The organism is Roseateles rivi (assembly GCF_043555845.1).
Classification (GTDB): domain Bacteria; phylum Pseudomonadota; class Gammaproteobacteria; order Burkholderiales; family Burkholderiaceae_C; genus Roseateles; species Roseateles rivi.
The window spans coordinates 265466-287085 of the sequence record NZ_JBIGHZ010000004.1 but is presented as its reverse complement, the minus strand read 5'-3'; the positions used below and the strand labels follow the sequence as shown (position 1 = coordinate 287085).

Sequence of the window (21620 nt, the reverse complement as noted above, 5' to 3'; positions counted from 1 at the left end):
AGTCAGCACCCCTCCATGAGCAGACGTTTCGACGACATCGCACTGTTGCGCATCAACTACCTGCGCGGCCCCAATATGTGGACCTACCGCTCCGTGCTGGAGACCTGGCTGGACCTCGGGGCGCTGGAACAACACCCCTCCAACACCATTGAAGGCTTCAACCAACGCCTGACCCAGCGCCTGCCCGCGCTGATCGAGCACCATTGCGGTGTGGGCGAGCGCGGCGGCTTTTTGCAGCGCCTCGAGGAAGGCACCTGGATGGGCCATGTGCTGGAGCACATCGTCATCGAGCTGCTCAACCTCGCGGGCATGCCCACGGGCTTTGGCCAGACGCGCTCGACCTCGCGCGAAGGCGTCTACCGCATGGTGTTTCGCGCCCGTGACGAGCAAGTCGCGCGCTGCGCGCTGGAGCTGGGCCATGCCTTGCTCATGCACACCCTCAACGACCAGCCCTTCGATGTGGACGCCGCCGTCAACACCCTGCGCGACAAGGTGGACGACTGCTACCTGGGCCCCTCCACCGCGGCCATCGTGGGCGCGGCCACGGAGCGGCGCATTCCCCACATCCGGCTCAATGACGGCAACCTCGTGCAACTGGGTTACGGCGCCGCGCAGCGCCGCATCTGGACGGCCGAGACCGACATGACCAGCGCCATTGGCGAGAACATCGCAGGCGACAAAGACCTCACCAAAACCCTGCTCAAGTCCGTGGGCGTGCCCGTTCCCGAGGGCCAGGCCGTGGACAGCCCCGAAGAAGCCTGGGAAGCCGCGCAAGACATCGGCCTGCCCGTGGTGGTCAAGCCCAGCGACGGCAACCACGGCCGGGGCGTGACCCTGGACCTGCGCCGCGAGGACGACATCAAGCGCGCCTACGCCCTGGCCGACTCCGAGGGCTCGGAGGTGCTGGTGGAGCGCTACATCCCCGGCACCGAGCACCGCCTGCTGGTGGTGGGCGGCAAGGTGGTGGCCGCCGCGCGCGGCGAGGAAGCCTGGATTTGTGGCGACGGCACGCACAGCGTGGCCCAGCTCATTGAGCTGCAAATCAACAGCGATCCGCGTCGCGGCGTGACGGAGGACTTCCCGCTCAACGTCATCAAGCTCGAAGACGACCCCGTGGTGGTGCTGGACCTGCAGCGCCAGGGCCTCGCCCCTGACAGCGTGCCCGACGCCGGGCGGCGCGTGCTCATCCAGCGCAACGGCAATGTGGCCAACGACTGCACCGAGCAGGTGCACCCGGATGTGGCGCATGCCGTGTCCCTGGCTGTGCGCACCGTGGGGCTGGACATCGCGGGCGTGGACCTGGTCAGCAGCGACATCAGCAAGCCCCTGAGCGAGACCGGCGGCGCGATTGTGGAAGTCAACGCCGGCCCGGGGCTGCTCATGCACTTGAAGCCCGCTGACGGCATGCCCCAGCCCGTGGGCCAAGCCATCGTGGACCACCTCTTTGGCCCGGACGAAGACGGCCGCCTGCCCATTGTGGGCGTGGCGGGCTCGCGCGACACCTCGGCCATCAGCCGCCTGGTGGCCTGGCTCATGCACCTGAACGGCCGCCACACCGGCCTGGCCTGCCAAGACGGCCTGTTCCTGGCCAACCGCCGTGTGGAGCGCAAGCCCTGCGCGCACTTTGCTGCCGCGCACCGCCTGCTCATGAACCGCGCCGTGGACGCCGTGGTGATTGAAAACGGCGCAGCCTCCATCCTCAACGATGGCCTGGCCTACGACCGCTGCCTGGTCGGCGTGCTGACCGATCTGGACGGCATGGAGCAGCTGGCCGAGCACGACATCCTGAGCCCCGAGCAGATGTTCAAGGTCATGCGCACGCAAGTCGATGTGGTGCTGGGCCAAGGCGCTGCGGTGCTCAACGCCGATCAAGCCACCTTGCTGCCCATGGCCGAGCTGTGCGACGGCGAGGTGCTGTTCTACGCCCTGGACCCAGCCCACCCCACGCTGGCACAGCACCGCGCCCAAGGCGGCCGCGCCGTGTTCCTGCGCGACGGCAACGCCGTGCTGGCGCAGGGCTCGCAAGAAAGCAGCAGCGCCCATGTGCAAGCCCTGCAGCAGCGCTTTGCGCAAGCCCACCAGAGCGTGAGCGCCAGCGCCGTGCTCGCGGCCGTGGCCGCGGCCTGGGCGCTGGGCATCTCGCCCGAGCTCATCACCGCCGGGCTTGACACCTTTGTGCCTGAGCTGAGCTGAACCCTCACCCCCTCCTTCCCCTACGCACCACGCCAACAAGAAAGCGAACACGATGGAAGTCTCCCGCACCCGTGCGCTGCGCGGACCCAATATGTGGAGCCGCCACACGGCCATCGAGGCCGTTGTCCACTGCCAGCCCCATGAGCTGGACATTGCCCAACTGAGCGGTTTTGAGGCGCGGCTGCGCCAGCTCTTCCCCGGCATCGGCTCGCTGGGCGACAACCCTCCGCACGGCGTGCTGTCGCTGGCCCATGTGCTGGAGCGCGCCGCGCTGGCGCTGCAGGCCCAGGCCGGTTGCCCCGTCACCTACAGCCACACCCACACCACGCCCGAAGCCGGCACCTACCAGGTGGTGGTGGAGTACAGCGAGGAAGACGTGGGCCGCGCCGCCATGGAGCAGGCCACGGCCTTGCTGCAAGCGGCGCTGGAGGGCGGCAGCTTTGACGCTGAGGCCGTGGTGGCCGCCCTGCGCGAGACCGATGAAGACATCCGCCTGGGCCCCTCGACGGGCTGCATCGTCACGGCGGCGGTCAAGCGTGGCATCCCCTACCGCCGTCTGACCCAGGGCAGCCTGGTGCAGTTTGGCTGGGGGGCCAAGCAGCGCCGCATCTGGGCCGCCGAGGTGGACAACACCAGCGCCGTGTCTGAGTCCATCGCGCAAGACAAAGACCTGTGCAAACGCCTGCTGGAATCGGCCGGCGTGCCCGTGCCCACCGGGCGCCCGGTGGACTCGCTGGAAGACGCCTGGGCGGTGGCGCAAGACATCGGCCTGCCCGTGGTGGTCAAGCCCCAGGACGGCAACCAGGGCAAGGGCGTGACGGTCAACGTCGCCAGCTTTGAAGCCATGGCCGCGGCCTACAAGGCGGCCGATGAAATCGGCCACGTCATGGTGGAGAAATTCCTGCCCGGCAGCGACTACCGACTGCTGGTGGTGGGCGACCGCCTGGTGGCCGCAGCGCGGCGCGACCCGCCCCATGTGGTGGGCGACGGCCAGCACGATGTGCGCGCCCTGGTGGCCAAGGTCAACGAAGACCCGCGCCGCGGCGACGGGCACGCCACCTCGCTGACCAAAATCCGCCTCGACGACATCGCCGTGGCGCGCCTGGCGCTGCAAGGGCTCACGCCTGAATCGGTGCCGGCCAAGGGCCAGCGCGTGATCTTGCGCAACAACGCCAACCTCTCCACCGGCGGCACCGCCACCGATGTCACCGACGACGTGCACCCCGACGTGGCCGCGCGCGCCATTGCCGCTGCCCAGGTGGTGGGCCTGCATGTGTGCGGCGTGGACGTGGTGGCCGAGAGCGTGCTGCGCCCGCTCGAAGAGCAAAGCGGCGGCATTGTGGAAGTCAACGCCGCGCCGGGCCTGCGCATGCACCTCTCGCCCTCCTACGGCAAGGGGCGCGATGTGGGCGAGGCCATCGTCACCCACCTCTTTGGCAGCGGGCACCAGGCCGACGATGGGCGCATTCCCACCGTGGCCGTGACGGGCACCAACGGCAAAACCACCACCAGCCGCCTCATCACCCACATGTTCGCCACCAACGGCCTGTGCGTGGGCATGACCAACACCGACGGCGTGTACGTGGACGGCCGCCAGATCGACAGCGGCGACTGCTCCGGCCCCAAGAGCGCGCGCAATGTGCTGATGCACCCCGATGTGCAGGCTGCGGTGTTTGAAACCGCGCGCGGCGGCATTCTGCGCGAGGGCCTGGGCTTTGACCGCTGCCAGGTCTCGGTGGTGACCAATCTGGGCGATGGCGACCACCTGGGCATGAACTTCCTCAACACCGTCGAGGACCTGGCCCTGGTCAAGCGCGTCATCGTTCACAACACCGCGGCCAACGGCTACGCCGTGCTCAACGCCGCCGACCCTGTCGTGGCGCAAATGGCCGCCGTCTGCCCCGGGCAGATCATCTACTTCGCGCTGGACCGCCACCACCCACTCATGGCCACGCACCGCGCCCAGGGCAAGCGCGCCGTCTACATCGATGGCGAACACCTGGTGGCGGCCGAAGGCAATTGGCGCGAGCAGATTCTGCTGCGCGACATCCCCTTCACGCGCGGCGGCAGCATTCCCTTCCAGGTGGAAAACGCCATGGCGGCGGTAGCTGCGGGCTGGGGCGTGGGGCTGGACTGGGACACCATTCGCCGCGCGCTGGCCACCTTCAACAGCGATGCTGACAGCGTGCCGGGCCGCTTCAATGTGATGGACTACAAGGGCGCGACGGTGATTGCCGACTACGGCCACAACGGCGACGCCATGCGCGCGCTGGTGGCGGCCGTGCAGGCCATGCCGGCCACGCGCCGCAGCGTGGTCATCTCCGGCGCGGGCGACCGGCGTGACGAAGACATCCGTATCCAGACCGAAATCCTGGGTGCAGCTTTTGACGAAGTCATCCTGTTCCAAGACGCCTGCCAGCGCGGCCGCGCCGACGGCGAGGTGCTGGCCCTGCTGCGCCAGGGTCTGGAAGGCGCCACCCGCACGCGCCAAGTGCAAGAGGTGCACGGCGAGTTCCTGGCCATTGACCGCGCCCTGCAAGGCCTGCAACCCGGCGAGCTGTGCCTGGTGCTGGTGGACCAGGTGCAAGAAGCCCTGGGGCACTTGAACCAGCGCGTGCGCGAGGCCCAGGGCGGGCACTGAAGCCCACCGTCGCCGCGCGCCGCCGCCTGACCGCCCCGGGCTCAGCCCTGGGGCGTGCCTCGCTCACAGCGCGTTGAGCGGGATCTTCAGATAGGCCGTGCCATTGGCCTCGGCCGGGGGCAGCTCGCCGGCACGGATATTCACCTGCACCGAGGGCAGGATCAGCACCGGCATGTCCAGCTGCGCATCGCGCGCTTGGCGCATGGCCACAAAGGCGGCCTCGTCGATGCCGTCGCGCACATGGATGTTGTGGGCGCGCTGCTGCGCCACCGTGCTTTGGCTGGCCACAGGGCGCGCATTGCCCGGTGGGTAGTCGTGGCACATGAAGAGCCGCGTGTCCGGCGGCAGGGCCAGCAGGCGGCGCACCGAGCGGTAGAGCTGCTGCGCGTTGCCGCCGGGAAAATCAGCCCGCGCCGTGCCCACATCGGGCATGAACAGGGTGTCGCCCACAAACACCGCGTCGCCAAAGCGGTAGGCCACGCAGGCCGGTGTGTGGCCGGGCAGCTCCATCACCTCCCCCACCAGCGCGCCCAGCGCCAGGGTGTCGCCCTCGCCCAAGAGCTGGTCGAACTGCGTGCCGTCCACAGCAAATTCGGGCTCCAGGTGGAACAGGCCCTTGAAGACTTTTTGCACGCCCGTGATGTGCCGCCCAATGGCCGTGCGCCCACCGAGCTGGCGCTTGAGGTAGGCCGCAGCGCTGAGGTGGTCGGCATGGGCGTGGGTTTCCAAAATCCAGGCCACTTGCAAGCCCTGCTCGCGCACATAGGCCACCAGGCGGTCGGCCGAGTCGGTGCGAGTGCGGCCGGACTTGGGGTCGTAGTCCAGCACCGGGTCGATCAGCGCGGCACTGCTGCCTGGACCGCTGTGCACCACATGGCTGAAGGTCCAGGTGGCGGGGTCGAATTCGGTGTGCACCTGCACGGTGCTGTGGGGGGTGTTGAGCGCGGTCGCAGCCGACATCTGAGACTCCTTGAATGCGGTGTGGGCGTGAAAACATTTTATTGACCAATAATCTATCAGTCAATAAACTGTTTGCCATGAGCTCAAACCTCGCCCCACCCGACCTGCACGCCATGCGTCACGCGGCCGATGCCGCTTGCAGCCTCATGAAGGTACTCACCAACCCCGACCGCCTGCTCATCCTGTGCCAACTGGCGCAGGGCGAGCACCGCGTGGGCGAGCTCGAGGCGCTGCTGGGCATCGTGCAGCCCACGCTGTCGCAACAGCTCACGGTGCTGCGACAGCAGGCGCTCGTGCAAACGCGGCGCGAAGGCAAGTCCATCTACTACAGCCTGCAAAGCCCCGAGGTGCTGGCGCTGATGCAGGCCCTGCACACCATTTTTTGCCCCAAGGAGGGCTGAGCATATGAATATCGCCTGGTCTCAATTCACCCCCTGGAGCGCCCTGGCCGGCGGCGTCTTGCTGGGCTTGGCCTGTGCCGCGCTGGTGCTGCTGCGCGGGCGCATTCTGGGCGTGAGCGGCATTGTGGGCGGCCTGCTGCGCCCCAAAGCGGGCGACCGCGCCTGGCGCCTGGCCTTGCTGGCGGGCCTGCTGGCCGCAGCGCCCACGCTGGGCTGGCTGGCGCCGCAGCTGCCGTGGACGGCCCCGCACATCGAGGCCAGCTACGCCCTGGTGGCGCTGGCTGGGCTTTTGGTGGGCTGGGGCACGCGGCTGGGTTCAGGCTGCACCAGCGGCCACGGCGTGTGCGGGCTGGCACGCCTGTCGCCGCGCTCGCTGGCGGCCACGCTGAGTTTCATGGCCGCAGGTTTTGCCGTTGTTTACGCCCTGCGTCACCTGATCTAATCGGCATGGAGCACACCATGAAAAACACCTTGCTGGCCCGCGCGGCCGAATTTCTGGTCGGGCTGCTGTTTGGCTGGGGCCTGTTGATCTCGGCCATGACCAACCCGGCCAAGGTTCAGGCCTTTTTGGACCTGGGCGGCGCCTGGGATCCCTCGCTGGCCCTGGTGATGGCGGGGGCCATTGCCGTGGCCCTGCCTGCTTTTGCGCTGGCGCGGCGGCGCGCGCAGTGCTGGCTGGGCGAGCCCATGCAACTGCCCAGCGCACGCCACATTGACCGCTCGCTGCTGCTGGGCGCGCTGACCTTTGGCGCCGGCTGGGGCCTGGCGGGCTTTTGCCCCGGCCCGGCCTTGGTGGCGCTGTCGCTGGCCGAACCTAAAGCCTTTGTTTTCGTGGGGGCCATGCTCTTGGGCATGATGCTGCCCACTTTGAACACCCAACGAGGAGAAACCCATGTCGTACCAAGCCCTCAGCCCTGACTTTGCCGTTGCCGGCCAAATCCTGCCCGAAGAACTGCCCGACATCGCCCAGGCGGGCTTCAAGTCGGTGGTTTGCAACCGCCCCGATGGCGAGAGCGGCCCCAGCCAACCGAGCTTTGCCGAAATTGCCGCCGCTGCCGAGGCCCTGGGCCTGCAAGCGCGCCACTTGGCGGCCCCGTCCGGTGGCGTGAGCCCCGAGCACGGCCAAGCTCTGGCCGCCTTGCTGCAAGAGCTGCCCGGCCCCGTGCTGGCCTACTGCCGCAGCGGCGCGCGCAGCACCATGATGTGGCAGCTGGCGCAGCAGGCGCTGCGCGCTCAAGAGTAAGGCGCCGGGCTCAGTCGCCGCCCACCACCACCTCGCTGATCTGCACCACCGGGCTGAGGTCGGTGTAGTTGGGCACATCGCCCAGGATTTCCTGGGCATGCGGCCCAAAGGCACGCTCAAAGGCCTGCACCGAATCGCAGTAGAGGTGGGCCAGCGCCACATAGGGCGGCGGGTCACCGCGGTTGAAGCCGCTCAGACCCTTGTCGATGGTGTAGTAGCGGCAGGCCTCTCCCATGCGCGCCTTGACCAGGGGCAGGTGCTTGTCGCGGTAGTAAGCATGGTCAAAGCGAGCGCCCTCGCGGTAGGCGTAGGTCACGGTGATCTTGATCATCTCCAGAAGCCTCCAAGACTCAGTCCAAGCGCCCATGCTGCGCCTGCAGCGGCGCACCGAACAGTCCCTCATTCAGAGGTGCGCCGGACTTGAATCTGGCCGCCTCAGCGCCGCGAGCTGACGCTCATGCCACGCGCCCAACAACGCCAGAGCAGCCACCCCGCCCACCAGCGCCATGGCCATGTCGGACTGGGTGTCCCACGGGTCGCCCTGAGTACCCAAGAATTCATCGGCCCCCTGACCCAAGGCCAGTGCTGCGCCCCACTCGACGAGCTCATAGCTGGCGCTGATGGCCAGCACCACGCACAGCACCAAAAAGGCCAGCATGCGTGGGCCCCGCACATACTCCCCGCGTCGCAAAATCTCGCGCGCCACCAGCGCCGGTACAAAACCCTGCATGAAGTGCCCCAACTTGTCGTAGGGGTTGCGACTGAGCTGCAGCAAGTCCTGCACCCAGAAGCCCAGCGGCACGCGCGCATAGCTGTAAGCGCCGCCCAGCATCAGCACCAGGCCGTGTGCAAACACCAGCCACAGCACCAAAGGCGTGAGGGGAAAACGCTCGCGCGTGGCCAGCAACAGTGGTGCAGCCACCAGCACGGGAGCCACCTCCAGCCACCAGGTCACCCGGTCAAATGGCGCCCAACCCGAGGCCAGCAAGGCCAGCGCCCACAGCAGCAGCACGGTCTTGAGTTGTTGGGGGTAGTTGGAGTTCATGGCGGGGATTCCTGGGGGTGACGCATCGCGGCCGCCCACTGTATAGCCGCTCAAGTGCCGCAAAAGGTCTGGTAGCCCCTTTGTTCAGCGGGGGTGGCGCTGCGCCAGAGTTCAGGGGCTTCGCTGGCCGCGCCAAAGGGTTGGCGCACGCGCTGCAGCAGCCGCTCAAAGGCGGCGAGGCTGCCGTGCTCCAGCGCTTGGTCCAGGGCCGCTTCCACCAGGTGGTTGCGCGGGATGTAGAGCGGGTTGCTGGCGCGCAGCCGGGCCTGGGTGGCGGCAGCGCCCTGCGCCTGCCAGGCCTGGTGCCAGCGCTGTTGCCAGGGCTGCCAGCCGGACTGCGTGCCCAGCAGCGGGTGGGGGTGCTGGGGTTCGTCCACCAGCGCCGCCAGGTGCCAAAAACTCAGCGTGAAGTCGGCCTGCGCGGCTTGCAGCAGGGCCAGAAAATCGGTCAGCAATGCAGGGTCGGCATCGGCGGCCAGGCCCAGCTTGGCCGCGCCCAGCGCCTGCCAGTGCTGCCCGAAAGCGGCGTCAAAGCCCTGCACCACCTCGGTGGCACGGGCCACGGCCCAGTCGCGCCGCGCCGCCGAGTCCTCGGGGCCGGTGATGAGGGGCAGCAGCGCTTCGGCCAGCCGCGCCAGATTCCATTGCGCGATCAGCGGCTGTTGGTCATAGGCGTAGCGGCCATGGCTGTCGATGGCGCTGAAGTGGGTGTCGGGCGCGTAGGCCTCCATGAAGGCACAGGGGCCATAGTCCAGGGTTTCGCCGCTGATGGCCATGTTGTCGGTGTTCATGACGCCGTGGATAAAGCCCACGGCCCACCACTGCGCCACCAGGCGCGCCTGGCGCTGGCCCACGGCTTGCAGCCAGGCCAGGGCTTGCTCGGCGGGGTCCGTGATGGCGCGCAAATCGGCGTCGTGGCGCTCAATGGCATGGGCCAGCAAGGCGGCCAGCACGTCGTGGTCTTGCCGCGCGGCAAAGTATTCAAAGCTGCCCACGCGCAGATGGCTGGCGGCCACGCGCACCAGCTGCGCGCCGGGCAAGGGGCGCTCGCGCCTGATGGTCTCGCCCGTGCGCAAGGCCGCCAGCACGCGCGTGCTGGGAATGCCCAGCGCTGCCATGGCCTCGCTCACCAACGCTTCGCGCAGCACCGGGCCCAGAGCGGCTTTGCCGTCGCCGCGCCGCGCAAAAGGCGTGGGCCCGGAACCTTTGAGTGCCAAGTCCCAGCGCTGGCCCGTGGGGCCGACAAAGTCGCCCAAGAGCAGCGCACGCCCGTCGCCCAGCTGCGGCGAAAAGCCACCGAACTGGTGCCCGGCATAGGCCTGGGCCAGCGGTGCTGCACCCGGCAGCGGCTCGCGGCCCGACCACCATTGCAAGCCCTGCTCGCTGCCCAGCAGCGCCGCGTCCAGGCCCAGCTGCTGTGCCAGCGGCGCGTTGAAAAACAGCCAGGCGGGCTGCGGCGCCGCATGGGCCTGCCAGGGCACACCGGCCTGCGCCACGGTGCGGGCCAAGAGGTTGTCAAAGGGAATGGGAGCGCTCATGCCGCAGCACTCTAGCCAGAGCGCCGCAGCACCGCAGCCCGCACCGCACAAGCCCATGCCGAGCGGCCGGGCTTAGGGCCATGCTTCAGCCCGTGCGCGCGGCGCGCAGCGCGCGCTCGATGCGCCGGTCTGGAATCAACCACATGACCGAGATGCCGCCATAAACGGCCAAGGCCAGGCCGGTGTGGATGAAAGACAGGGCCACCGCCACGGCAAAGGCCAGCAGGGAAATTTTGCCTTTCCAGTCATTGCCAATCGCCTGCTGCAACAAGGAATTGGCGCCCTGTGTGGCAATGCAGCGCTGCTGCAGCACCCAGTAGAAAGTGGCTGCCATCAGCTGCAGCAAACCGTAGAAAGCCACAGGCACGGGCGCGAAGTGGTTTTCGCCCATCCAGCCGGTGGCAAAGGGGATGAGCGACAACCAAAACAGCAGGCCCAAATTGGCCAGCAACACCGAGCCGCTGACATGCTGGATGGCGTGCAGCATGTGGTGGTGGTTGTTCCAGTAAATGCCCACGAAGGTGAAGCTCAGCACATAGCTCAGCAGCACGGGCCACAGGGGCAGGAGGTCGCTGAGCTGGTCGCCATGCGGCACTTTGAGCTCCAGCACCATGATGGTGATGATGATGGCCAGCACGCCATCGGAAAAAGCTTCCAGGCGGTTTTTGGACATGACGGGGGGCTTGGACGACATAAGCGCTGTTGGGGCTGGGCAAAGCCGACAAGCTTAAACAAGCCCTTGTGCTTGTGCCCTCCGCCCGTCCCCCACAGTCAGGGGGGACGGCGGCGGGGGTCTCACCAGATGCGAATGCGCTGCTGGCTGGGCTTGAACATCTTGTCGCCCGGCTTGGTGCCAAAGGCCTGATGGAAGCCATCGTGGTTGACAGCCGCTCCGTTGGCACGGAATTGCGAGGGCGAGTGGGGGTCGGCCGTGAGCCGCTGCAGCGCACGCTCGTCGCGTTCTTTTTCGCGCCAGACTTGTGACCAGCCAAAGAAGAAGCGCTGCTCACCGCTATAGCCCTGGATCACCGGCGCAACTTTGCCGCCGAGCGAACGCAGATAGGCCTTGTAGGCAATTTGCAGCCCCGAGAGGTCAGCAATGTTTTCGCCCAGCGTGAGCTGACCGTTGACGTGCTTACCCGGCAGCGGCTCGTAAGCAGCGTACTGCGCCACCAGCTGAGTGGTCACGGCCTCGAAGGCCTTGCGGTCGGCGTCCGTCCACCAGTTGCGCAGCACGCCGTTGCCGTCGTACTGGCTGCCCTGGTCGTCGAAGCCGTGGCTGATTTCATGCCCAATGACGGCCCCGATGCCGCCATAGTTCACTGCATCGTCGGCCTTCATGTCGAAGAAGGGCCACTGCAGGATGGCTGCAGGGAAGACGATCTCGTTGAGTGCGGGGTTGTAGTAGGCGTTGACGGTTTGTGGCGTCATGCCCCACTCGCTGCGATCCACAGGCTTGCCCGCTCGTGCCGCCACGCGCTGCCATTCAAAACGCGCAGCGCGCTCGACGTTGCCCAGGGCATCACCGGCCACGACTTGCAGCGCGCTGTAGTCACGCCAAGTGTCGGGGTAGCCGATCTTGACCATGTACTTGCTGAGCTTGTCCTGTGCTTGGGCCTTGGTTTCGGGGCTCATCCAGCTCAGCCCGTCGATGGACTCCTTGTAGGCGGCCAGCAGCTGGTTCACCAACGCCAGCATGCGGGCCTTGGCCTCGGGCGGGAAGTGGCGCTGCACATAGATTTGCCCCACCGCCTCGCCCAGCGCACTGTCCAGCGCACCCACGGCGTACTGCCAACGGGGGCGCGGCTGGGTGGCGCCGGTCAGCGCCTTGTCGTGGAAGGCAAAGTGCGCGTCGCGCAGCGGCTTGTGCAGCAAGGGCGCGGCGCTGTCCAGGGCGCGCAGACGCAGGTAGAGCTTCCAGTCCTGCAGCGGCTCTTGCGCCAACAGCTGGGCCAGTGCCGTGACATAGCTGGGTTGTGAGACCACCAGACTGTCGAGCTGGCCCAGGCCAGCTTGCGTCAGCAGCAACTGCCAGTCCACGCCAGGGGCTTTGTCAGCCAGCTCGGCGGTGCTCCAGCGGTTGTAAGTCTTCACCGGGTCGCGCAGCGCCACCACGTCCCAATGCGCCTGGGCGATGCGCGTCTCCAGCGCCAGCACGCGCTGAGCGGCCGCGCCGGGGTTGCTCTCACCGCTGGCGCGCGCCAGCACGCTCAGGTAGCGCACATAGGCCGCACGCGCTTGCTTGAAGCGGGCATCGTCGGTCTTGAGGTAGTAGTCGCGCTCGGGCAGGCCCAGGCCGCCCTGCCAAGTCATGAGCGTGTATTGGCGCGGATTCTTGGCATCCACATCCACGGTCAGCAGCAGCGGCAAATCCAGCTGGCCCGTCTGGCGGCCGATCCAGGCCAACAACTGCTGGCGCTCGCCAATGGCGTCAATGCTGGCCAAGGTGGCTTTGAGGGGCTGCAGGCCCGCGCGGTCCAGCGCTGCGGTGTTGACGATGGATTGGTAGAAGTCCCCCACCTTCTGCTCCACGCTGCCACTGTGCTGCGGGGTGCGCGCCAATGTTTCGGCGATGTGGCGCACACGGGCATCAGAAGCGTCACGCAGCTGCATGAACGCCCCCCACGCGGCCTTGTCCGCCGGGATGGCGGTTTGCTTCAACCAGCGGCCATTGACGGCGCGGAACAAGTCGTCCTGAGCACGCACCTGGGGTTCGAAGCTGCTGAACTCCAGGCCCGCCACCGGCTGCGCATGCGCATGCGCATGCTCGGGCTGCGGCGCCGCAGCCTGAACGTCAGTGAGGTGCAAAGCTGCCAACGCAACAGCGCCAGCCAGGGTCGTGAGACGCAGGATCTTCATAAGGGAAGCCAGGATTGAGGAGTCACCCACTATGCCAGGGCTGGGTATGGACAAGCCCCTGCGGCGCGTCTGGGCCGACAAAACACCGGAACAGCGGCACGAAATACGTGCGTGCGTGCGTTCAATGCAAGCTGTTTTGCCAGCTCGGCAGGCGCAGCTGCAAGAGCATGGCCAGGGCACGCAGGGCGGTAGCCACGCCCGCGCCCAACAGCAGGCTGAGCCATTGCGGCCAGCCCATGAGGTGCGAGCCCACCAGCACCCAGCCGCCCACAAAGGCACACACCGCATAGGGCTGGTGGTCGTGAAAGGCACTGGGGATTTCGTTGCAGACAATGTCGCGCAGCACGCCGCCAAACACCGCTGTCATCATGCCCATGAGTACAGCGACAAAGGCGGGCGAGCCCGCCTCCAGCGCAATCTGCGTGCCGCTGGCGGTGAACAGGCCCAGGCCGATGGCGTCAGGCCACTGCATGGCACGCTGGGTCAGCGCCACATGGTGTTTGCGCATGAAGAGCATGGCCCCCAGGCACATCACCAACAAGGCCCACAACCAGCCCGCGTGGGCCACCCAGAAGAAGGGGCGCCGGTCCAGCAGGATGTCGCGCAGCGTGCCGCCACCAAAGGCAGCCAAGCCCGCCACCACGCACACGCCCACGGCGTCGAGTTGCTTGCGCGCGGCCAGCACCAAGCCCGACAGCGCAAACGCCACCGTGGCCAGGGCCTCCACCGCAGTGAGCGCGTTGGACAGCGTGATGAAGTGCAAGGGGTTGTTCATGGCGGGGCGCTCGCATGGTAGCCGCAGCACCCGCCGGTGTCGCGGCCCAGCGGCAATTCCCTGACCGCCATCGTGGGGCAAGCCGTGGATGCGCCTCAGCGCTGGCGCCGCCACTCCCAGGGTGCCACGGGCGGAGGTTCGGTCTGCTCCCACAGCCCGCGCCCGGCGCGCTGGGCCTGCGCTTGGCGGGCCAGCAGCTCAACCCGCTTGAGATAGCGCGTGTAAGCCCAAGCCAGGCCAGCGTCGATCTGGTGGCTGGCCACGTCGCGCCCTTCGCAGCGCACATCGGCCACCCAGCGGCCGTAGCGGTCGCGTTTGACGGGCCCCAGCTCCGCGCGGGCGTACATGCACAGCTCGGAGAGCCCCTCGCGGCTGCGCTGACCAAAAGGCTGGCGCTTTTCCGGTGCATCGATTTGGGCGATGCGCACCACCTGCTGGGGCTGCTCGCCACAGCGCACGCGCAGCGTGTCACCGTCGAGCACGCCCACCACCACACACCACAGCAAGGCGTCCATCCGGCCTCTCCCTTTATTCACACGGGATAGACCGACCACCTACGCCTCGCCACACCCCCGTTCGCCACGAAAGGGCGGCAGTAGAGCACAGCCCTGAACTGACCGCGCCTTGAGGCGAGCGCACAGCGCCCGCCCTGCGCTCAAGCGGTAGCGGCGCTGGTCTGGCCTTTGACGCTGCGGTGGTAGGGCGACCAGAAGTACTGCGCCCAGTACATCTCGGCAATCTCCAGCCAGGTCTGCAGCTGCTCGGCGCTATCGAGGAACTGCTCCATGCTCACCAGCAGCCAGCTGATGACGGCCTGGCTGTCGCGGCAGCCCTCGCAGTGACCGGAGGTGCAGCAGAACTTGAGCGTCTCCATGTCCGCCGCCCAGGTGTTGAAGACCGGCAGGAAGGGGTTGCCGTTGAGCAGGCGCGCGGCATGCGCGGGGTGCTCCACGCTGATGCTGGGGCATTGCGCGTAGCCGAACTCACCCCAGTGCGAGGCGCCCGTCACCAGCGTGCGTATGGTGTAGGGGTGGCACATCACCGTCTCGGGGTAGAGGGCCTGCACGCGCAGGGCCTCCTGCAACAGCTCCTGGGTTTGCTCGGGCGGCGGGGCCGTGCCGTCGGCGCGGTAGTCGGTGTAGTAGTTGAGGGTCAGCGCATTGCCGGCCTGGCGGATTTTGCGCACCGTCTCTTCCACATAGGCAATGCCGCCTTCGGTCAGGGCGTAGATGTAGTGGCCGCGGTGGTCGCCCTCGTAGTTGCGCAGCGCGGTCTCAAACAAGCCCTCAAAGCGCTTGCCATTGGGCTTGATGGCACGCAGCTCATCGTCCAGCGGTCCACCAGCAAACAGCGTGATGGCCACGCCCACGTTTTCGAAGCCCTCCATGGGCAGGCGCTTGAGCCCGTTGCTGGAGATGGTGACGTTGTTCATGTGCTCTTTGAACACCGCAATGCGCTCGGGCACCAGCACGGGTTCGCCACCGATCAGGATGGCGGTGTTGACGCGGCGCTGGCTGACCTCTTGCTGCACAAAGGCTTGCAGCTGCGTGAGGTCGGTCATCTCGCGGGTTTCGCGCTCGTGGCCGTACTCAAAAAACCAGCAGCCCTGGCAGCGGATGTTGCAGGCGTTGGTGAGGTGGTATTCAGACACCCGCACCGAGCGCGCAAAAGACACCACGCGGTTGAGCCGCTCGCCCAACTCGGGGCGCTGCGCGGTAATGGCCGACAGGCGCGCCACGGCCTGGCGCGTGCGCTCGCGCTTGAGCGCCTTGGCCTCGGCCGCATCCGGGGGCACCAGACGCGGCATGAAGTGGATCTTGCTGTGCTGAACCTTGGGCAGCTCCGTCATGTTTGACCCTCAATCAGGCATATCACCGACCGCTTTGGCCTGAGCCAAAGACCTGTTTGCATGGTCTTGCCGTGCCCTTGCATCGTTGACGACAGACCCGGCACCGCCTACCCCCAACTCAAGCGTAGTTCTTACACGCTTGACAACACCAATCTCATCAAACAGTCATGCTTGAGTTGATTCCAAGGGGCTTTTCGACAATGACGGCAATAGTTGCCTCACAGGCGCGCCGAAGCAGTCATGGCGTACGCGCCACAAGTGCCGCGGGCGCTTGGCAGCAAACTCAGGCCAGGGGCATGAAGGCCACGCAGGTGGGTGAACCGCAGGCCAAGGGTTCACCCCAGGCCGAGAGCCGCGCCAGCTCGGGCTCCCAGCGCATGACCTGCAGCACATGGCTGTCTTGCAGCGCCACCACCAGCCAACGCCCGCTGGGGTCGAATGCAAAGTGGCGTGGGCAGCGCCCACCGGCGGGCACATGGCACTGCAACTCGGGTTGACCCTGGGCACTCAAGCGGTAGACCGCCAGGCTGTCATGCCCCCGATTGCCCACCAGCACATGGTCGCCGTCGGGGGTGAGCTGCACCTCCGACACATGGTTGCCCTCCCCAGACACCCCGGGCGGCAAAGTGCTGGTGCAGTGCATCAGGCGCAGCTCGGGGGGGTCGAGCGACACCGCCACCGTGGCCAGTGTGGCGTCGATCTGGTTGGCCACATACACCTGACACCGCGCCGCATCGACCGCCAGATGGCGCGGGCCTGCGCCGGGGGCCAGCTGCAGGCGCGCACAGAGCTCGAGCTGCGCGGCCTGGGCGTCCCAGCGGAACATCAGCAGCGCATCGCAGCCCAGGTCGGCCACCAGCAAATGGCGCTCGTCAGGCCAGACCTGCACGGCATGCGGGTGGGCGCGCTCCTGCACCCCGGCCACTGGCCCCTGCCCGGCCCAAGCCGCTGAAGCCCTGGCCGGCAGCAGCCGACCATCGGGCGCCAAAGGCAAAACGCTCAGCCCTTGGTCCGGTCCCTCGCCAACCGCGTTGACGGAGTAGTTCACCACCCAAGCATGGCGGGCGCTGGCGTCGCCGACATGCTGCGCCACCGTGTTGCCCAAAGTGGTTTGCTTGTTGAGGTAGTTCAGACGGCCACTGTCGGGGTCGATACGGTAGACACTCAACAGTCCCTCCAGCCAATGCGGCACTTCGCTGCTGGCCAGCACCAAGCCACGCTGGGGCAACACGCTCACAAAAGTCGGGTTGTCGATGTCCTGCGTCAGCGCTGCGCGCTGCGCGCGGCCGGTCTGGGCGTCAAAGCCAAAAGTGCTGATGCCCTCGCCCTGCGCATCTTTGAAGTAAGGCACCGCACGGTTGCAACTGCCCACCAGCATCCAGCTCGATTCGGACTTGGTCATACGCGCACTCCCCCTCTTTCCTGTCTCAGATGGTGTCGCGCACCGCGCGCTCACGCCCATACACCGCAATCAACACCAGCAGCAGCGCCCCCAGCGTGGCTTGCACCAAGGCGGGTGACAAGCCCACGCCGATGAGCAAGGTGTTGATTTGCGTCAGCACCAATGCCCCCAGCGCCGTGCCTACGCAAGACCCAGCCCCGCCGGTCAGGAGCGTACCGCCAATCACCACCGCCGCAATGGTCTGGAACAAATAGGGCTGCCCCACCGCACCGTGGGCCGAGCCCGTAAAGCCCAGCAGCAGCACACCGGCGAGCGCCGCCAAGGCCGCACTGGCCGCAAACGCTCCCGCCCACACCCACAGCGGCTGAATGAGCGAGAACGGCGCCGCCCCCGGGTTGGCCCCCGTGGCCAACAAGCGCCGGCCCCAGGGCGTGCGCGCCAGCGCCGCCTGCAGCAGCAGCACCAACACCAAGGTCATGGGCACCAAGGCTGGCACCGGCAGCGGGCCCAGCGAACCACCGATGGAGACAAAGTCGCTGAGCCCCTGGGGCGCTGAGCCCGTGGGGAAGCCGCGCGTCCACCACAGCACCGCGCCCTGCGCCACCGTGCCGCTGCCCAGCGTGACGATGAGCGGGTGCACCGACAAGCCCGCCGAGAGCAGCCCGTTGCCCATGCCTATGAGTGCGGCCACCACCACCACCACCACCAGCACCAGCCAGAAGGGGTGACCGCGCCCCAGCAGCTCCGCCGCCATGACATTGGCCACCCCCATGACAAAAGGCATGGCCAGATCAATACCGCCCACCAGCACCACCAGGGTTTGACCCAGGGCAGCCACCGCCAGCAAACACGCCAACACCAGCAGGGCCCGCACCGCAAACGGGCTGGCGAAGCCCTCCAGGCTCAAGCACCCCACCGCTTGCAAGGCCAGCGCCATCAAGGCCACGGCGGCAATGCGCAAAGTCCCAGGACGCCAAATCACAATGCCACCTCTTGTCTGAGTTGCAGCTTGCGCCGGTGCTGCCAAGCCGAAGTACACACCGCCACCAAAAGCAGCGAGCCGTAGGCCATCTGCAGCGTGAAGGTGGACGCGTTGAAGTAGGTCAGCGCCGTTTGCAGCAAGAAAATATCCAGGGCCCCTACCGCAGCTTGGCGCATGCCGCCACGCCCGCCCGCCAGACTCACCCCACCCAGTGCGGCGGCCGAAATGGCGAACATGGTGTAGTTGGGCGCAATGCCCGGGTCGGCCGAGCTGATGAGCGCTGTCAGCGACAAAGCCGCCACGCCCGCAAAAGCCCCGCCAATCACATAAGCCCACCACCGCACCCAGGACACCGGCACCCCGGCGGTGAAGGCCGCGCGGTCATCGCTGCCCGTGGCCATGAGCAGCTGGTGGTAGGGCAGCCAGCGCAGCAGCGCCCAGCAGCCCCCCAGCATGAGCAGGGGCAACAAAGAGCCCACACCCGACCACTGCTGCAGCCAGGGCGCAATCTGCCCACCCGGCTCGGGCACGGCCGCCAGCGTCAGCCCGCCCAGAATCAGCGAGCTGCCCAGCGTGGCCACAATGGGCTGCACGCGCACCACCACGGCAAACCAGCCGCTGAGCGCGCCCACCGCCGCGCCACCGAGCACGGCCACGGGAATCACCACCCAGGGCGAGCTCAGGCCCCAGGCGCCAAAACAGCCCATCACCACCACCGCGTTGATGGCCCCCATGAGCGCGCCGGTGGCAATGTCTATGCCCCCGCGGCCCGACAAAATCACCGGCGTTGCCGCCATGGCGGCGCACACCAGCGGTGCAGCCATGCCCAGCAAAGTGCCCCAGGCCGCAGGCGCAAAGCGGGCCGGGTTGAGGCTGGCATTGAGCACCAACAACACCAGCAACAGCTGCACCCCAAAGCCCAGGCCCGTCCAGCGGCGCCAAAGTTTGGCTCTCATGCTTTTCTCCCAAACATGGCCGCCATCACAGCCTCGACCTGCGTATCGGCGCCCTGCAAATGGGCCGACACGCTGCCCTCGCGAAACACCAGCACCTCTTCGCACAGGGCGCAGACCTCGTCCACCTCGGTGGAGAGAATCACCAAACTCATGCCCTGCGCGGCCAGCTCGCCCAGCACGCGGTAGAGCAGCTGGCGCGTGGCCACATCCACGCCGCGCGTGGGGTCGTTGAGCAAGAGCACGCGCGGCGCCAAGGCCAGCAGCCGTGCCAACAGCACTTTTTGCTGGTTGCCCCCCGACAGCGCGGTGATGGGCAACTCAGCGTCACGCGCCACGATGTCCAGCCGCTGCTGCATCTGCTCATAGCGCTGGCGACGCGCTTTGTGGCTGATCCAGCCCAGTCGCACGTCCTGCCCCAGCGTCGCCATGGCGAAGTTGTCCATGATGGACAGGGTCGGAAAAATGCCGCTGGCGCGCCGGTCACGCGGCAGGTAGGCCACGCCCTGGGCCGCGGCGTCGCGCAGATGGCGCAGCTCCGCACCGCGCGGGCCTATAACGCGCCCGCTGTGCGGGCGGCGCCAGCCGGCCAGAGTTTCCAAAAAGGCCTCTTGCCCCTGCCCTTCCAGGCCCGCCAACCCAAGCAGCTGGCCCGGCCGCAAGCTCAAGCTGGTGGGCGCAGCCCCTGCACGCAAGGTGACGCTTTGCGCCTCCAGCAAGCTCAGGGGCGGCGACGCCAGCTCACCCGCAGACGCACCAGGGCTGCCGGCTCCCACATCAAACAGACTCATACACATGCTCCTCAGAGGCCGCCGTGGCATGGTGCTTGCGGTGCAGCGGCGCCATCAGGGCCAGCAGCTCAGACGCCGTGGCGTCGCCGCGCGAGAGCGTGGCCACATGCTGGCCGCTGCGCAGCACGGTGATGCGGTCGGACAGGCGCATGACCTCGTCCATGCGGTGCGTCACCAAGAGCACCAGACAGCCCTGGGCACGCAGGGCGAGGATGTGCTCGAACACCTGCTCCCGGTCCGCAAAGTCCAGCGCAGCCGTGGCTTCGTCCAAGACCAGCACGGCCGGCGGGTTCACCATGGCGCGCGCCAACACCACCAGCTGGCGCTGCGCCAGCGGCAGCTGGGCCACCGGCGCCTCCAGGGGCAGCTCTGTGCGCGTGAGCTGGGCCAGCGCGGCCCGCGCACGTTCACGTCGCTGCGCGCGCGGCAAGCCGCGGCGCAGCGGTGAGTCCTGCCCCAGCAGCACGTTGTCCACCACACTGCAGTCCGGTGCCACCAGCACTTCCTGGAACACCGTGGCAAAGCCCAGGGCCCGGAAGGCCGCAGGGGTGAAGCGCTGCAGCGGCTCACCATGCCAGTGCAAGCTGCCGCTGTCGGGCTTGACCACGCCCGAGAGCATCTTCACCAGGGTGGACTTGCCCGAGCCGTTCTCACCCAGCAGGGTGTGAATGCTGCCCGGGGCAAAGTCCACGCTGACATCCTGCAGCGCCACCGTCTGCCCATAGCGCTTGCACAGCCCCGCCACGCGCAGGGCTGGTTTCACAGCAACAGTACTCATGGGCAAGCGCTGGGCGCCTTGGCGTAGTCCCAGTTGCGCGTGGGGGCGGGGTTGCGGAAGTAGGCGTCAAAAATGCGCTCAGGCACGGGGTCGCTGGGCAGCGTCGGGAACACCGAAACCGCATCGGCCGTCATGCAGGGCTTGTGCATATTCGCCAGGTCCTTCATGCCCACCACGGGCAGCGGCAGCATCAAGGTGTTGAGGCGCGGCTTTTGCCCGTCGAGCAAACGCATGGCGGCGCGGTACAGGGTCTGGCCCGTCCACTGGGGCCACACACCATGGCCCGCAAAGCGGTACTTGCTGGGGTTGGCCTTCCAGTAGCCGATGGCGTCACCCGTGACCGAACCCGTGATCAGCGGCGCGGGCCGGCCAGCTTGGGCAAAGGCTTCGGCCACCACACGGCTCTCGGAGCCTGCCGTCCAGACTGCATCGATGGGGCCGGGGTGGGTGGCCAGGGCCTGCAACACCACGGTCTTGGTGACGTTGGCCGTCCAGTTGCCATTGACCACGCGGGCCAGTTTCAGACCCGGATGCTCGGCCAATGCGCGGTCAGCCCCTTGGCGCTCTTGCGCCACGATGGGGTTGCCAGCAATGCCCTCGACCATCAGCACCGAGCCCTTGCCGCCCAATTCCTTGGCGATGGCCTTCATCATGTCGTAGCCCCAGGCGCCAAAGTTGCTGTCCACATTCAGCGCGTAAGGGCTGCTCACCGAGCCTGCAGCGGTGACGAACGGGATGCCCGCCTTGTAGGCCGCCGCCACCGCCTCATTGAGCGCCGTGGCCGAACCCGGCACCGACGAAATCACCGAGCATTTTTTATCTATGAATGTTCTGATTTGACTGATCTGCTGACTCACATCGCCATTGCTATCGGCCATCTCAAAACTGGCGCCGGGCGTGGAGAGCACCAGACGCTTGAGCTCCTGCGCCAGGCTGACACGCCAAGGGTTGCCCTGATAGGACTCGGAGTGGCACCACTTGAGCGGACCCTTGACGGCCTTGAAGTCATCGAAAGCCGAAGGGTGAATGGTTTGCGGCGCGTCCTTGTAGAGCACCTTCAAATCGGCGGGCAAATCGCGAATCAGCTCATCGCTGACACCAGCCACAGCCATGCCTGCAGCGCCCAGCGCCAAGGCCACACAGGCGGCCGTTTTGACCACAACGACTGCACCTTGCCCACTGCCTGTAGGTTTCACCATCACTCGCTCCT

General features: G+C 67.2%; 21 protein-coding genes. 6 read left to right on the top strand and 15 right to left on the bottom strand.

What is annotated here, in order from left to right; genetic code table 11:
* Nucleotides 1–15 precede the first annotated feature (15 nt).
* Both ACG0Z6_RS11455 and cphA read left to right on the top strand, forming a co-directional pair.
* On the top strand, nt 16–2193 hold the full coding sequence (locus tag ACG0Z6_RS11455) for a cyanophycin synthetase (protein WP_394461479.1): 2178 nt from the start codon (nt 16–18) through the stop codon (nt 2191–2193).
* 52 nt (nt 2194–2245) lie between these two features.
* Nucleotides 2246–4834: a cyanophycin synthetase gene (gene cphA / locus ACG0Z6_RS11450; RefSeq protein ID WP_394461477.1), complete on the top strand. Its 2589-nt coding sequence runs from the start codon at nt 2246–2248 to the stop codon at nt 4832–4834.
* A 63-nt stretch (nt 4835–4897) separates the two neighbouring features.
* Here the strand turns inward: cphA and ACG0Z6_RS11445 are convergent, their stop codons facing one another.
* Entirely contained in the window at nt 4898–5794 is an 897-nt protein-coding gene (locus ACG0Z6_RS11445; protein ID WP_394461475.1) for an MBL fold metallo-hydrolase, read from the bottom strand.
* 77 nt (nt 5795–5871) lie between these two features.
* On the opposite strand from ACG0Z6_RS11445, the gene ACG0Z6_RS11440 reads away from it, so the two are divergent.
* The 4 genes from ACG0Z6_RS11440 to ACG0Z6_RS11425 are packed head-to-tail and all read left to right on the top strand — an operon-like array spanning nt 5872 to nt 7438.
* A complete protein-coding gene (locus ACG0Z6_RS11440) occupies nt 5872–6195 on the top strand; it encodes a metalloregulator ArsR/SmtB family transcription factor (RefSeq protein ID WP_394461473.1) in 324 nt (107 codons plus the stop codon).
* Nucleotides 6196–6199: 4 nt separating this feature from the next.
* On the top strand, nt 6200–6637 hold the full coding sequence (locus tag ACG0Z6_RS11435) for a YeeE/YedE family protein (RefSeq protein ID WP_394461471.1): 438 nt from the start codon (nt 6200–6202) through the stop codon (nt 6635–6637).
* Between the two features lie 17 nt (nt 6638–6654).
* Nucleotides 6655–7113 carry a DUF6691 family protein gene (locus ACG0Z6_RS11430; RefSeq protein WP_394461469.1) on the top strand — a complete coding sequence of 153 codons (459 nt, stop codon included), beginning with the start codon at nt 6655–6657 and terminating at the stop codon, nt 7111–7113.
* Complete coding sequence (locus ACG0Z6_RS11425; protein WP_394461467.1) at nt 7088–7438, top strand: protein tyrosine phosphatase family protein; 351 nt, start codon at nt 7088–7090, stop codon at nt 7436–7438. Before ACG0Z6_RS11430 ends, ACG0Z6_RS11425 begins: the two co-directional genes overlap by 26 nt.
* A 10-nt stretch (nt 7439–7448) precedes the next feature.
* Here ACG0Z6_RS11425 and ACG0Z6_RS11420 read toward each other — a convergent pair whose 3' ends face one another.
* The 14 genes from ACG0Z6_RS11420 to ACG0Z6_RS11355 form a co-directional block, all read right to left on the bottom strand.
* Nucleotides 7449–7769, bottom strand: coding sequence for an EthD family reductase (locus ACG0Z6_RS11420; RefSeq protein ID WP_394461465.1), 321 nt, complete (start codon nt 7767–7769; stop codon nt 7449–7451).
* Nucleotides 7770–7841: 72 nt separating this feature from the next.
* Nucleotides 7842–8483 (bottom strand): DUF2238 domain-containing protein, encoded by a 642-nt coding sequence (locus ACG0Z6_RS11415; RefSeq protein ID WP_394461462.1) that lies wholly within the window; start codon nt 8481–8483, stop codon nt 7842–7844.
* 50 nt (nt 8484–8533) lie between these two features.
* Nucleotides 8534–10021 (bottom strand): protein adenylyltransferase SelO, encoded by a 1488-nt coding sequence (locus tag ACG0Z6_RS11410; RefSeq protein WP_394461460.1) that lies wholly within the window; start codon nt 10019–10021, stop codon nt 8534–8536.
* 85 nt (nt 10022–10106) lie between these two features.
* Complete coding sequence (locus tag ACG0Z6_RS11405; protein ID WP_394461458.1) at nt 10107–10694, bottom strand: TMEM175 family protein; 588 nt, start codon at nt 10692–10694, stop codon at nt 10107–10109.
* A gap of 122 nt (nt 10695–10816) precedes the next feature.
* Nucleotides 10817–12880 carry a M13 family metallopeptidase gene (locus tag ACG0Z6_RS11400; protein ID WP_394461456.1) on the bottom strand — a complete coding sequence of 688 codons (2064 nt, stop codon included), beginning with the start codon at nt 12878–12880 and terminating at the stop codon, nt 10817–10819.
* A gap of 121 nt (nt 12881–13001) precedes the next feature.
* The gene (locus ACG0Z6_RS11395; protein WP_394461455.1) at nt 13002–13655 is read right to left on the bottom strand and encodes a trimeric intracellular cation channel family protein; all 654 of its coding nucleotides are present in this window, start codon (nt 13653–13655) and stop codon (nt 13002–13004) included.
* 95 nt (nt 13656–13750) lie between these two features.
* A complete protein-coding gene (locus tag ACG0Z6_RS11390; RefSeq protein ID WP_394461454.1) occupies nt 13751–14170 on the bottom strand; it encodes a thermonuclease family protein in 420 nt (139 codons plus the stop codon).
* Between the two features lie 140 nt (nt 14171–14310).
* Nucleotides 14311–15504 (bottom strand): radical SAM family protein, encoded by a 1194-nt coding sequence (locus tag ACG0Z6_RS11385; protein ID WP_394461452.1) that lies wholly within the window; start codon nt 15502–15504, stop codon nt 14311–14313.
* A gap of 283 nt (nt 15505–15787) precedes the next feature.
* On the bottom strand, nt 15788–16906 hold the full coding sequence (locus ACG0Z6_RS11380; RefSeq protein ID WP_394461450.1) for a lactonase family protein: 1119 nt from the start codon (nt 16904–16906) through the stop codon (nt 15788–15790).
* A gap of 25 nt (nt 16907–16931) precedes the next feature.
* Nucleotides 16932–17888, bottom strand: a complete 957-nt coding sequence (locus tag ACG0Z6_RS11375) for an ABC transporter permease subunit (protein ID WP_394461448.1) — start codon at nt 17886–17888, stop codon at nt 16932–16934.
* Nucleotides 17885–18844, bottom strand: a complete 960-nt coding sequence (locus tag ACG0Z6_RS11370) for an ABC transporter permease (RefSeq protein WP_394461445.1) — start codon at nt 18842–18844, stop codon at nt 17885–17887. Before ACG0Z6_RS11370 ends, ACG0Z6_RS11375 begins: the two co-directional genes overlap by 4 nt.
* Nucleotides 18841–19632, bottom strand: a complete 792-nt coding sequence (locus ACG0Z6_RS11365) for an ATP-binding cassette domain-containing protein (RefSeq protein ID WP_394461443.1) — start codon at nt 19630–19632, stop codon at nt 18841–18843. Before ACG0Z6_RS11365 ends, ACG0Z6_RS11370 begins: the two co-directional genes overlap by 4 nt.
* Nucleotides 19619–20410, bottom strand: coding sequence for an ATP-binding cassette domain-containing protein (locus ACG0Z6_RS11360; protein ID WP_394461441.1), 792 nt, complete (start codon nt 20408–20410; stop codon nt 19619–19621). Before ACG0Z6_RS11360 ends, ACG0Z6_RS11365 begins: the two co-directional genes overlap by 14 nt.
* Nucleotides 20407–21609, bottom strand: coding sequence for a substrate-binding domain-containing protein (locus ACG0Z6_RS11355; RefSeq protein ID WP_394461439.1), 1203 nt, complete (start codon nt 21607–21609; stop codon nt 20407–20409). The genes ACG0Z6_RS11360 and ACG0Z6_RS11355 overlap by 4 nt, the downstream gene beginning before the upstream one ends.
* Nucleotides 21610–21620: the final 11 nt, after the last annotated feature.